Genomic DNA, 12,926 nt, shown 5'->3' with positions numbered 1-12,926 from the left:
GCCTCATGCGTTTCAGGTGTGGGCCATACGGACCCGGGGCTACTTGACCTCGGAGGTCTCGAGCACCGCGGTGAGGATCGGCACGTCGTCGCCATCGACGTACCCCGCGACGTCCACGTTCCAGGCGCGAGCGAGGACCCACAGGTCGCCGTGCAGCGCGTACAGGTCCTCGACGTCCTCGCCGGCGTCCTCGTAGGTGCCGTGCACCAGGGGAGTGTCGCGTCCGTCGACCTCGGTGGCCTCTCCGCCGTAGGCGGCCTCCAGCTGCTCGGCGAGCCCCGCGGCGTCGTCGGCGACGGCATCGGCGAACGGGGACTCGCCGCCCACCCGGTACGTCTCGACCTGCACCCACACGGACTCCCGGTAGGCGTCCGAGCCGGGCTCGGAGAGGTCGAACGGCTGGCTCGCGTCCACCAGCACCGCGTAGGGGAGTGCGCCATCGCCGTAGGTTCCCTCGTACTGCCACTCGTCCGGCAGCGTGACCGCCAGGGTGGCGTTGGCGGTGCCGAGCGAGGCCACGCCCTCCGCGTCCTGGGCGTCCGCCGTCGGGTCGCCGCCGGAGTCGACGTCGATCGACGCGTCGGTCTGGGATGTGGGGGAGGCGTCGGGGTTCGCCTGAGTGGCGGTGGCCGATGCGTCGGGCGTGCCGTTGCCCGTGTCGTCCGCGTCCGTCGAGCAGGCGGCAAGGGCGACGGCGGCGGCGAGGGGCAGGGCGGCCAGGCGGCGGTTCACGTGAGGCTCCTTTGGGGTTGGCGTCACGGTTGCCAACGACGACGGCGTGCCCTCGCTTCCCGCGAGGGCACGCCGTGATCGTGAGGCCGCGTCAGCCGCGCGGGGTCTCTGTGCCGTCCTCGCGGTCCCGATCCACGTCGGTGAAGAGCACCTCGGTGGGGGTGGCCTCCGAGGGTGCAACGGGCATCGGCGCCGTGGGCGCGACGGCGTCCTCGTCGTCCTCGGGGGTGGACTCGTCGGCGGGCGCGGCCGGCTCCTCAAGGGGCTCCTCGACCACGGGGGCGGTGGCCTCGCGGATCTCCTTCGAGCGGCCGATGCCGCTGAGGACGGCGGACAGCACGAGCCATCCACCCACGGCCCCCAGGGCGATGATGGCGGCGAGCTCGAGGTCGATCGCGGTCCCGGAGAACGCGACGGCCATCATGATGCCGGCGCCGATGACGAGCAGCGCCCACAGGGCGGAGGCGATGCGCTGGCCCGCGCGGCGGCGGACGGGGGCGGTGGTGATCACTGGGAGACCTCCTCGGTGATGTAGAGCGTGGACACGTCGGGTGCCTCCAGGGTCAGCACCGGGCCGTCGCCGGCGGCGAGGTCAAGGACCGTGGAGTCGGCGGTGCCGTCGTTCCACAGGTCGCACCACACCTGGCGTTCGGTGAAGTCGACGGTGACCGACCCCGGCGACGTGACGATCAGCGAGGTGCCCGAGGGGATGACGGCCTCGGTCGTCGACCCGCGCACGGGGATCGACATGTCCTCGTCGACGGTGGAGAGCTGGATGTAGGAGTCGGCGGGGCCGAACATCTCCTCGCTGGCGCTGTCGGAGTAGTCCCAGCAGCTGCCCGCGGCGTAGATGGTCGTGTAGTCGTCGCCGAAGGCCTCACGGATGCTGACCTGCTCGGGGCCCGTGGCCGTGGCCGACGCCTCGGGCTCGGGGCCTCCGTCGTCGAAGCCGAAGGCCTCCTCGTAGTCGATGGCGCTGCCGTCCATCCAGTAGCCCCAGTCGCCGTAGTTGGCGCGGATGGTGTCCGCGTTGGCGACCATCGGGATCGACACGGCGACGGCGCACACCGACAGGAAGCCGAGGAATCCGAAACGACGCCCCGAGAGCGCGACGACCAGCAGGACAGCGCCGAGGCCCATCGTGATGATGGCTCCCCAGGCGAGGACCGGGCTCACCGCGAGCTGACCCGAGCGGGCGATGGCGAACACCACGGCGACCGCGATGACCAGCACCCCGAGGAAGGCGAGCCAGGCTGCCTTGCCGGGCCCGGGCACGCGCGGCGGCTTCGGGGGACGGGCGGGGGCGTAGGCGGGCGTGGTGGACCGCTCGCCGGTCGAGGCGTTCCACGCGTACGAGGAGGCCCACGGGTCGGCGGCGGGTGTGCCGTGCGGGTTCTGGCGTCCCTGGTGATGTTGCCGTGGCGGCACCGTGACGCGCGGGTCGCCGGGAAGGAGGGCGGGCTCCCACGGCTGAGGCTGGCCCGTGGTTCCCGTGGCCGATGTTGCACTTGCCGCCGCGGCCGCAGCGGCGGCTGCGGGCTGCTCGGGTGAGGTCGCCTCGCCAGGCGCCTCGTCGTGCACCTCGCCGTCCTCGCCGGGCGCCGCTTCCGCGGCACCGGCGGTGGCATCGGCCGCTGCCTGGTACGGGGGAGGGGTCGCGCCGGAGTCCTGCTGCTGGCTCGTCCAGTACGTCCCGCCCGGCCCGGAGTGCACAGTGCCGGCCTTGTTGCGTCGTACGAGGTAGACGATGAGGAAGACCAGGCCGCCGAGGATCGCCAGCGGGATCATGACGCCGAAGAACGCGGCGATGATCTCGAAGGGGCCAAAGTTGCCGAGGCTGTCCCAGGGGAACGGGTCGGCGCCGAAGATGCCGCCGAACAGCCCGCCGTTGTCGATGGTGACGAATCCCAGCACGCCCATGATCGCGATGCCGATGAGCGCACCCACGTTGGTGACGCCGCGGCCGAAGTCCTGAATGACGATCGACCCATGGCGGTCGGGAAGCAGCGCCCACGCCGCGGCGTACGCGAGCAGCACGAGGCCGTTGAGAAGGACGCCTGCCAGCACCATGAGGAGCCTGGCGGGTACGGGGGCCATGCCCACCTTGGCGCCGAGCCCGGATGCGACGCCGCCGAGCAGGCGGTCGCCGCGCTGGATGTCCCAGCCACGGATCGCGGTGAAGAACGCGGCCTCCTGCGGCGGCTGCGGTGTCTCGCTCATGTCACTCCTGAGGTTCCTGGGGCGGACGGGCCGCCCGACGATGGCTCCACTGTCGCAACGACAAGGCCGGGACCGCTATGAGGGGACGCCCTGATCGGCACCCTGATCTTCAGGAGGATCCGCCCCTGATATCGCGCGATATGCCTGCTTCCGCGCGGTGCGCTGTGTGACGATGGATGCCGTGACCACCGCCCCGACCCCCAGGGTCGCCCGCCCCCTGCAGCGCCGTCGCGGCGCGCCAGTGTGGTGGCGCGCGCTCGGCGGCGTCGCGATGTTGGCCATCGCCGGGGTTCTCGCGTTCGATCGCTGGGGAGGCGAGGACCTGCCCGGGTGGCTGATCCCGCTGATCCTGTTCCTGGTGTCGCTTGCGCTGACGTGGAGCCCGCTGGACGGTGCCTTCGGGCAGGACCCGTGGCGGCTCGACGTGTCGGGACTGTTCCGGCGCGACGACTGGTGGCGGCTCCTCATCGGGCTCGCGCTGGGGATCACCGCGCTGTGGTGGTTCGCGCTGTGGGACTACACCGACAGCATGGCGGTGCGCTCCGTCGTCACCACCCTCGTCATCCTGCTGGGGCTGGGGCTCATGCTCGCGCCCTGGTGGATGCGCGCCATCCGGCAGGTCTCCATCGAGCGCCAGGCGCGCATCCGCGAGCACGAGCGCGCCGAGATCGCCGCCCACCTTCACGACTCGGTGCTGCAGACCCTCACCCTCATCCGCGCCAGGGCCACCGACCCCGATGCCGTGGCGCGCCTGGCCCGCGCCCAGGAGCGCGACCTGCGCGCCTACCTGTACGGCGAGCGGCGCGACCCGGACGCGTCCGTCGCGACCGCCGTCGCGGAGGCCATCGGCGAGGTCGAGGACGCGCACTCCGTGGTGGTCGACACCGTCACCGTGGGGGACGCGCCCCTCACGGAGGACCTACGCGCGGCGGTGGCCGCGACGCGCGAGGCGGCGAAGAACGCCGCCCGCCACGGCATCGGCCCCATCTCCGTGTACGCCGAGCTCACGGCCGATGCGTTCGAGGTCTTCGTGCGCGACGCCGGCCCCGGCTTCGACCCCCGCGCGATCCCCGACGACCGTCTGGGTATTCGCCAATCGATCATCGGCCGCGTGGAGCGCCACGGCGGCCACGCCGAGATCCACTCGTCCCCTGGCGGCCGCACCGAGGTTGCCCTGTCCATCCCCCGAAGGGAGTCCTGATGTCCGTCACCGTGGTGATCGTCGACGACCACGACGTGATTCGCGTGGGAGTGCGCGAGTCGCTCGACGACCAGATCGAGGTCGTGGGGGAGGCGCGTGACGTCGAGTCGGCGATCGCGGAGATCCTCGACAAGCGTCCCGAGGTGGTGATCCTCGACGTGCACCTTCCCGGAGGCACCGGAGCCGGGGCGCTCGACGTGCTTGCCGAGATCAAGGGCCGCGTGGAGGGCACCCGCACCCTGGCGCTGAGCGTGTCCGACTCGGCAGAGGACGTCGTGTCCGTGATCCGTGCGGGAGCCCGGGGGTACGTCACCAAGTCCATCTCCGGCCCGGAGTTGTCCGATGCCGTGCGCAGGGTCGCGGGCGGAGACGCCGTGTTCTCGCCTCGCCTCGCGGGCTTTGTCCTCGATGCGTTCGGCGCGGCCGGCGGCGAGGTGGCCATCGAGGACGACGAGCTCGATCAGCTCACCGCCCGCGAGCAAGAGGTCATGCGCCTTATCGCGCGCGGCTACACGTACCGCGAGGTGGGCGAGAAGCTCTTCATCTCCATCAAGACGGTCGAGACTCACGTGGGAAAGGTGCTGCACAAGCTGCAGCTGTCCAACCGCCACGAGCTGGCGCACTGGGCGGCTCAGCGGCGAATCGTGTAGCCCTGGAGTTCACGGTTCCCCGCGACGGGAGCCGCTGTCCGCTCTACGATGACCGACCATGGGGCGGATGGACATGGGGGCGGCGGTGCGCGTCGTGCGTGCGGGCTACGACAGGCGCGGCACTCCCAGCCGGACGGTCGTCGTGACGCTCTCGCTGGCGTCGATGGCCACCGCCGCCGCCTACCTGGCGCTGTTCCTGTGGTGGAGCCCTCCCGGCGACGCGCTGTTCCTGACCCTCGGCCTGCTTGCCCTCCCCGTTTATCTGGGGGCGGCGGTCGCGGCGTGGCGCGGTCGGGTCATCGGCGCCGCCATCGCGGTGCTCGCCACCACCTTCGTGTGTCTGGTGCCTTTCGCCGCGACGTTCTCCGTGGCGTCGGGCGTGCAGAGCCTGTTCCTCGCGGTGGGCTTCGTCACCCTCGTCGTGGTGCCCGAGCGCCTGGTGGTGACCCGCCTGGTGTTCTGCGGGACGGTCATCCTCGCGATGCTCGCGGTCGAGATTTTCGCGCCGCCGGCGACCTCCGCCGTGCCCGTGGACGATGCCGTCTTCGAGACGATGGCGAGCGTGACGCGCCTCGGCGGGATCGCCGCGGTGCTCACCTCGCTGACCCTCATCCTGCTGAGGACGGCGCGCGCGGAGCGAGAACTGACCCGCCTTGCCGCCATCGGGGAACGCCGCGCCAACACCGACGACCTCACGGGGATCGCGAACCGGCGTCCCGTGATGCGAGTCCTCGACGAGCTCGATGCCGACCCCACGCGTGCCGCCTGCGTGGCGCTCGTCGACATCGACCGCTTCAAGGACATCAACGACGCCCGCGGCCACGCGGTGGGCGACGAGGTGATCCGCGCGGTGGCGCGCCGGCTGGACCACGACCTCGCGCCGGGCTGCTTGGTGGCCCGCTGGGGCGGAGACGAGTTCCTCCTCCTCGCGCGTGACGGCGACCGCGGCCTCGTCGCCACCCTCGAGGCGCTGCGCGCGAGCATCGCGGACGCCCCGATGGAGGTCACCGACGGCGCGGTCGACCTCACGCTGTCCGTCGGTGTCGCGTTCCGCGACGCGGGCGAGGGCGCGATGGCGCTCCTGGCCGCCGCCGACAGGGCGCTGTACGAGGCAAAGACGTCGGGCAGGGACCGCGTGGGTGTGGCAAGCCCCGGCGCCGCCGGCCCGGCCCCCGGTGTCACCGCCAGCGCCTAGACTTTTCGGGTCATGGATGCGCTCTTCGAACTCGACGGCCCGGACCCGATCAAGCCCGCCAAGGGCGGTGGCCGCGCTGCCGCCTCTGAGCCCCAGGCGCCCGCCCCGCAGGCGCCGCCGGCGCCTTCCCGTGGAGGGGACGCCGCTCCCGTCTACGAGCCCGCGCCCTGGCCCGAGGAGGAGCCCGACTGGGAGCCCGGACCCGAGCCCGCGCCGGAGGCCGAGGACGAGCCCATGCCTGAGGAGGCCTGGACGCCGCCGGCCGAGCCTGTCCAGCCGGCCACCGCATCGGCCGCGCCCCGACGAGGTGGCTGGGGAGAGCCGCTGCCCGACGCCGCCTCGCTGGTGGAGGGGCTGAACCCCTCGCAGGCCGAGGCCGTCGAGCACGCCGGCGAGGCGCTGCTGATCATGGCCGGAGCGGGCTCGGGCAAGACGCGCGTCCTCACCCACCGCATCGCTTACCTGTTGGCGACGGGCCGCGCGCGGCCTCACGAGATCCTCGCGATCACGTTCACCAACAAGGCCGCCGGCGAGATGCGTGAGCGCGTCGAGAACCTCGTGGGGCCCGATGCGCGGCGCATGTGGGTGTCGACCTTCCACTCCGCGTGCGTGCGCATCCTGCGCGCCGACCACGCGGCCGCGGGGCTGAAGTCGACCTTCTCGATCTACGACCAGACCGACTCGGCGAACCTCATGAAGCTCGTGTCCAAGGAACTGGACATCGACCCCAAGAAGTTCACCCCCAAGGCGCTGCTGAACCGCATCGGCAAGTTCAAGGACGAGCTGATCAGCCCCATGGAGGCGCTCGCGGCCACCGAGAAGGCCTCCAAGTTCTCCATCGACCACGCCGCGGGCCGCGCCTACGCCGAATACCAGCGCCGCCTCGACGCCGCGAACGCCGTCGACTTCGACGACATCATCGTGCGCACCGTGCGCCTGCTGCAGCAGAATCCGCAGGTGGCGCGCGCCTACCGGGAGCGCTTCCGCCACGTCCTGGTGGACGAGTACCAGGACACCAACCACGCGCAGTACATCCTGGTGCGCGAGCTCATCGGCAAGGCGGGAGACCCCGAGCTGCCGCCGGGAGAGCTCACCGTCGTGGGTGACGCCGACCAGTCGATCTACGCGTTCCGTGGCGCCACGATCCGCAACATCCTCGAGTTCGAGGCGGACTACCCGGCCGCGCACATCGTGCGCCTCGAGCAGAACTACCGCTCGACGCAGAACATCCTGAGCGCCGCCAACGCCGTCATCAAGAACAACGAGGGCCGCCGCCCCAAGAACCTGTGGACCGACTCCGGGGCCGGCGCCAAGATTGAGGGCTACGCGGGCGAGTCCGAGCAGGACGAGGCCCAGTACATCGCCGGCGAGATTCGCCGACTCCTCGACGCGGGCGACTACTCGGCGGGCGACATCGCGATCATGTACCGCGCCAACGCGCAGTCGCGCGCACTGGAGGAGCGGTTCATGCGCGCGGAGATCCCCTACAAGGTCATCGGAGGCACGCGCTTCTACGACCGCAAGGAGATCAAGGACATGCTCGCCTACCTCTCGGCGATCGTGAACGAGGACGACGACATCGCGATGCGGCGCATCATCAACACCCCGCGACGCGCCATCGGCGACACCGCCGTCGAGGGTATCGACGGCCTGCGGCGTTCTCTCACGACGGCCGATGCGTCCGTCAGCTTCGGCGATGCGCTGCGGCGGGCGGACGAGGCGGGCCTGCAGACCCGTGCCGTGCGCGCCATCGGCGACTTCGTGTCGCTGATGGACGACCTTCGCGCCATCGCCGCCGACAACGGCCCCGCGGGTGTGTTGGACGCCATCGCCGACCGCTCCGGGATGCTCACCGCGTACCGCGCCTCGGACGACCCGCAGGACGCGAGCCGCGTCGAGAACATCATGGAGCTCGTCGCCGTGGGGCGTGAGTTCTCCGAGGAGAACCCCGAGGGCACGCTCGAGGACTTCCTCGAGAAGGTGGCCCTCGTGGCCGATGCCGACCAGCTTCCCGACGAGGACGGCGCGGGCGGCGTGGTCACCATGATGACGCTGCACACAGCGAAGGGCCTCGAGTTCCCCGTGGTGTTCCTCACCGGCATGGAGGACGGCACCTTCCCCCACATGCGCTCCATCGAGTCCGGCGAGACCAAGGACATGGAGGAGGAGCGGCGCCTGGCATACGTGGGCCTGACGCGCGCCCGCCAGAAGCTGTACCTCACGCGTGCGCAGGTGCGCTCGAGCTGGGGAGCGCCGCAGTACTTTGGCGCATCCCGGTTCACCGAGGAGATCCCCGCCGAGCTCATCGAGTGGAAGATCGCGCAGACGTCGATGGCCTCGCTCAGGGCCCGCTCCGACCGCGGCACAAGCCGCTCCGGGTCGTGGGGCGGCTCCGGTGGCTTCGGTGGCGGCGGCTACGGAGGCAACCAGGACAGGGCCGACGGCAACGCGTACTCACGCGCCGGCGCCGTCACCTCGCGGTACGTGCCGCCGAGCCCGCCAGGTGGCGGCATCGGCGACGTGGGCTTCGAGGTGGGAGACCGCGTGATGAGCGACAAGTTCGGCATGGGCAAGGTGGTGGGCACCGAGGGTTCGGGTCGCAACGCCGTCGCCAAGGTCGACTTCGGCACCGAGGGAGTGAAGCGCCTGGTGCTGCGGTTCAACGCGCTCGAAAAGCTGTAGCGCGCGGACCCCGGCCGGGATAGGTTTCCCTCAACGCACCGCCCGTCCGCGGCGGCGCGGCAAGGGGGAGCCCATGTCGTGGTGGGTGAAGGTGGGCGTCGCGGTGGCGGCGCTGGGCGTCGCAGCCGTCCTGACGGCCGTGCCGGTCCGGTCTGTTGACGGGGCCGCCACGGAGGTGTCCCAGACGGCGACCGTCGTGGACGGCGGGTGTGGTGAGATCACCCTCGACGCCACCCTGGAGTCGACCGGGCGTGCACCCCTCGTCGACGTGTGGGGGCTGACCCGCGTCGAGGTGACGATGGTCGAGCCCACCATCACGACCGCGCGGACGCAGGCGTGCACGGACGACATCGTGCTGACCGGGGGAGCCCTCGTCTTCGACCCCGACTGCGACGTGCCGGTGGAGGTCAACGAGGACGTCGACCTGCTCGAGCCAGGCGAGCCCGAGCCGCGCTGCGGCGGCGACGGGTGGGTCCTCCAGCCGTGGGCGGGGCCCTCGGGGCTCGACGGCGTCGAGGCGGGAGGCCAGTCCTTCACCTACGCGGGCGATCGCCTTCCGCTCGGCGCCGGCACCACTACCCACGACCGGTGGTGTGCTGGCTCCCAGCAGTATGTCGAGCAGCGCTGGGAGACTCTCGCGGGCATCAACGTCGACGGCCCGACCGCCGAGGTGGTGGACGGCGACCTCTGCGTTCCCACGCGTCCCTGACGGGCGATCGCTCGCTGGCCGCGGGCCCGGCCGCCGCGGGCCCGGCCGTCGCATCGGCCCGTCGCGACCCGGTCATCTGGTCACGAAGTGACGGTGATCTGGCTGACACGCCGAGCGGCGCGCCCGAGGGCGCGGAGTGTCGCCCCCAGGAGCCGTCGCTTTGTCACGCGCCGCGCCCCTTCGCCACCCGACCGCGAAGCGGCGCGGGTGCCGCGGCCGCCAAGTAGGCTGGCGCCACAGCCCCCATCCCAGGAGGAAACCGTGGAGAGCAAGACCTCGAAGGTGTCGATCGTCGGAGCGGGAGCGGTCGGTGCGACCCTCGCGTATGCAGGCCTGATGCGCGGATTCGCGCGTACCGTCGCGTTGTACGACATCAACAAGGCGAAGGTTGAGGCGGAGGCGCTCGACCTCGCCCAGGGCATCCAGTTCATGCCCGAGGCGACGGTGCTGGGCTCGGACGACGTGGACGTCGTGTCGGGCTCCGACGTGGTGGTCATCACCGCCGGCGCCAAGCAGCAGCCGGGCCAGTCCCGCATGGACCTCGCGGGAGCCACGATCTCGCTCATGGACAAGGTGCTGCCGCCCCTGCTGAAGGTGGCGCCCGACGCGATTTACATCCTCGTCACGAACCCCGTCGACGTGGTCACCTACGCCGCGATCAAGAAGTCGGGAATGGACCCGGCGCAGATGTTCGGCTCGGGCACCGCGCTCGACACGTCCCGCCTGCGTCACCAGATCGCCGCGACCTGCGACGTCGCCGTCGGCAACGTCCACGCGTACATCGCGGGTGAGCACGGCGACTCCGAGGTGGCGCTGTGGTCGTCGGCCACCATCGGCGGGCAGCTGCTGTCCGAGTGGCGCGACCGCGAGGGCAACGTCGTGATGACGCCCGAGAAGCGCGAGCAGATCCACCACGACGTGATGCGCTCGGCCTACACGATCATCGAGGGCAAGGGCGCGACCAACTACGCGGTGGGCGCCGCGGGAGCCAGGATCGTCGAGGCCGTGCTGGGCGACCAGCGCCGGATCATGCCGGTCTCGACCCTGATCGACTACCCCGGCGTGGGCGAGGTCTGCATGTCGCTTCCCGCGGTCGTGGGTCGCCACGGCATCGAGCACCACGCGACCGTCCCGATGGACGAGGCGGAGACCGCAGCCCTGCTTGCGTCGGCCCAGTCGATCAAGGACGTCGCGAACCGCTTCGGGGTCGCCTAACCGCCTCGCACCGTCACGGGGATCCCCTGGGCTCGCCTCCGGCGGAAAAAGAACCCAGGGGATCCCTGTGACGCCAAGCGGGGAGCGTCACCGGGGTGCAACATCGACCCGGTATCGTGACCCCCACGTACTGGCGCGCGAGACCCGCGCGGCCTTTCACGACAGCAAGGACGCACATGGACCTGTACGAGTACCAGGCTCGGGACATGTTCGAGAAGCACGGGGTTCCCGTGCTGCCCGGCATCGTCGCCGAGACCCCCGCGGAGGCCAAGGCCGCCGCCGAGAAGCTGGGTGGCGGCGTCGTTGTCGTCAAGGCCCAGGTGAAGACCGGAGGACGTGGCAAGGCCGGCGGCGTGAAGCTCGCCCGCTCGCCCGAGGAGGCCGAGGCCGCCGCGGCGCAGATCCTCGGCATGGACATCAAGGGCCACGCCGTGCACCGCGTGATGATCGCGGCCGGGGCGGCCATCGCCGAGGAGTTCTACTTCTCGGTGCTGCTTGACCGCGCGGAGCGCCGCTACCTGGCGATGTGCTCCGTCGAGGGCGGCATGGAGATCGAGCAGCTCGCCGTCGAGCGGCCCGAGGCACTCGCCCGCGTCGCGGTGGACCCGCTGGTCGGCATCGACGCCGCCAAGGCCGCCGAGATCGTCGACGCGGCGAACTTCCCCGAGGACCTGAAGGCGCCCGTCGCCGACGTCATCCAGAAACTGTGGACCGTCTACGCCAACGAGGACGCCACGCTCGTCGAGGTGAACCCCCTGGTGCGCACCGAGGACGGCGCCATCATCGCGCTCGACGGCAAGGTGACGCTCGACGAGAACGCCGGCTTCCGCCACGAGGACCACGAGGCCCTCGAGGACAAGGCAGCCGCCGACCCGCTCGAGGCGAAGGCCAAGGCCCTGAACCTCAACTACGTGAAGCTCGACGGCTCCGTCGGCATCATCGGCAACGGCGCCGGCCTGGTTATGTCGACCCTCGACGTGGTCGCCTACGCCGGCGAGGCCCACGGCGGCGTGAAGCCCGCCAACTTCCTCGACATCGGCGGCGGCGCCTCGGCGGCCGTCATGGCCAACGGCCTCGACGTGATTCTGAACGACCCTCAGGTGAAGAGCGTGTTCGTCAACGTCTTCGGCGGCATCACCAGCTGCATCGAGGTCGCGAACGGCATCGTGGGCGCGCTCGAGACGCTCGGCGACGCGGCCACCAAGCCGCTCGTGGTCCGCCTCGACGGCAACTCGGTGGACGAGGGCCGCGAGATCCTCGCCGCCGCGAACCACCCGCTCGTGACCATCGTCGACACCATGGACGGCGCTGCGGCCAAGGCCGCCGAGCTGGCCAACGCGTAAGGGAGCCTCACATGTCGATCTTCATCAACAAGGACTCCAAGGTCATCGTCCAGGGCATGACCGGCTCGGAGGGCTCCAAGCACACCGCGCGCATGCTCGCCTCCGGCACCACCATCGTTGGCGGCGTGAACCCCCGCAAGGCAGGCACGTCCGTCGACTTCGACGGCACCGACATCCCGGTGTTCGGGACGGTGGCCGATGCGATGGCTGAGACCGGAGCCGACGTCACCGTGCTGTTCGTGCCCCCCGCCTTCACCAAGGCCGCGGTCATCGAGGCAGTGGACGCGGGCATCGGCCTGGCCGTCATCATCACCGAGGGCGTGCCCGTCGCGGACACCGCCGAGTTCTACGCGTACGCGAAGTCCAAGGGGGTGCGCCTCATCGGCCCCAACTGCCCCGGCCTCATCACCCCCGGCGAGTCGAACGTGGGCATCACTCCCGCGAACATCACCGGCGCCGGCCGGATCGGCCTCGTGTCCAAGTCGGGAACGCTGACCTACCAGATGATGTTCGAGCTGCGCGACATCGGCTTCTCGACCGCGGTGGGAATCGGCGGCGACCCCGTCATCGGCACCACCCACATCGACTGCCTTGAGGCGTTCGAGAACGACCCCGACACTGACGCGATCGTCATGATCGGCGAGATCGGCGGCGACGCCGAGGAGCGCGCTGCGGCGTACATCAAGGAGCACGTCACGAAGCCCGTCGTGGGTTACGTGGCCGGCTTCGAGGCGCCCGAGGGCAAGACCATGGGCCACGCCGGCGCGATCGTGTCCGGCTCGGCCGGCACCGCGCAGGCGAAGAAGGAGGCCCTCGAGGCCGCCGGCGTCAAGGTGGGCAAGACCCCCACCGAGACCGCCGAGCTCATGCGAGCCCTCCTCACGAAGTAACCCGTCCGCCCCGGGAGTCGCCGGGTGCGCGGAATTCTCGGATTCCACGCCCTCCGTGACTCCCGGGGCGTCGGCGTCTGTGGGTGAGG

Annotated in this window: 11 protein-coding genes; 8 read left to right on the top strand and 3 right to left on the bottom strand. The window is 71.0% G+C overall.

From position 1 onward, the window contains the following. Positions 1-39 precede the first annotated feature (39 nt). The 3 genes from B7K26_RS03185 to B7K26_RS03175 all read right to left on the bottom strand — a co-directional run bounded on the left by B7K26_RS03185 (position 40) and on the right by B7K26_RS03175 (position 2,952). Positions 40-732 (bottom strand): hypothetical protein, encoded by a 693-nt coding sequence (locus B7K26_RS03185; RefSeq protein ID WP_084077213.1) that lies wholly within the window; start codon positions 730-732, stop codon positions 40-42. Positions 733-823: 91 nt separating this feature from the next. Continuing rightward, complete coding sequence (locus B7K26_RS03180) at positions 824-1,243, bottom strand: hypothetical protein (RefSeq protein WP_084077212.1); 420 nt, start codon at positions 1,241-1,243, stop codon at positions 824-826. Continuing rightward, a complete protein-coding gene (locus B7K26_RS03175) occupies positions 1,240-2,952 on the bottom strand; it encodes a PspC domain-containing protein (RefSeq protein WP_084077211.1) in 1,713 nt (570 codons plus the stop codon). The genes B7K26_RS03180 and B7K26_RS03175 overlap by 4 nt, the downstream gene beginning before the upstream one ends. A gap of 181 nt (positions 2,953-3,133) precedes the next feature. Here B7K26_RS03175 and B7K26_RS03170 point away from each other — a divergent pair, with 181 nt between their 5' ends. The 8 genes from B7K26_RS03170 to sucD all read left to right on the top strand — a co-directional run bounded on the left by B7K26_RS03170 (position 3,134) and on the right by sucD (position 12,837). After that, positions 3,134-4,153, top strand: coding sequence for a sensor histidine kinase (locus B7K26_RS03170; RefSeq protein WP_143340433.1), 1,020 nt, complete (start codon positions 3,134-3,136; stop codon positions 4,151-4,153). Next, complete coding sequence (locus B7K26_RS03165) at positions 4,153-4,803, top strand: response regulator transcription factor (RefSeq protein WP_084077209.1); 651 nt, start codon at positions 4,153-4,155, stop codon at positions 4,801-4,803. The genes B7K26_RS03170 and B7K26_RS03165 overlap by 1 nt, the downstream gene beginning before the upstream one ends. Positions 4,804-4,861: 58 nt before the next feature. Beyond that, positions 4,862-5,998 carry a GGDEF domain-containing protein gene (locus B7K26_RS03160; protein WP_084077208.1) on the top strand — a complete coding sequence of 379 codons (1,137 nt, stop codon included), beginning with the start codon at positions 4,862-4,864 and terminating at the stop codon, positions 5,996-5,998. A 12-nt stretch (positions 5,999-6,010) separates the two neighbouring features. Next, positions 6,011-8,680 carry a DNA helicase PcrA gene (gene pcrA / locus B7K26_RS03155; protein ID WP_084077207.1) on the top strand — a complete coding sequence of 890 codons (2,670 nt, stop codon included), beginning with the start codon at positions 6,011-6,013 and terminating at the stop codon, positions 8,678-8,680. Positions 8,681-8,753: 73 nt separating this feature from the next. Further along, complete coding sequence (locus B7K26_RS03150) at positions 8,754-9,389, top strand: hypothetical protein (RefSeq protein WP_084077206.1); 636 nt, start codon at positions 8,754-8,756, stop codon at positions 9,387-9,389. A 261-nt stretch (positions 9,390-9,650) separates the two neighbouring features. Next, the gene (locus tag B7K26_RS03145; protein WP_234998670.1) at positions 9,651-10,604 is read left to right on the top strand and encodes an L-lactate dehydrogenase; all 954 of its coding nucleotides are present in this window, start codon (positions 9,651-9,653) and stop codon (positions 10,602-10,604) included. Between the two features lie 176 nt (positions 10,605-10,780). After that, positions 10,781-11,947: an ADP-forming succinate--CoA ligase subunit beta gene (gene sucC, locus B7K26_RS03140; protein ID WP_084077204.1), complete on the top strand. Its 1,167-nt coding sequence runs from the start codon at positions 10,781-10,783 to the stop codon at positions 11,945-11,947. 11 nt (positions 11,948-11,958) lie between these two features. Beyond that, positions 11,959-12,837, top strand: coding sequence for a succinate--CoA ligase subunit alpha (sucD, locus tag B7K26_RS03135; protein WP_084077203.1), 879 nt, complete (start codon positions 11,959-11,961; stop codon positions 12,835-12,837). The last annotated feature ends 89 nt before the right edge of the window (positions 12,838-12,926 follow it).

The organism is Demequina sp. NBRC 110057, assembly GCF_002090175.1.
GTDB lineage: Bacteria > Actinomycetota > Actinomycetes > Actinomycetales > Demequinaceae > Demequina.
Note: the sequence above shows the minus strand (reverse complement) of the source record. Positions and strands in the feature narration are given on the sequence as shown.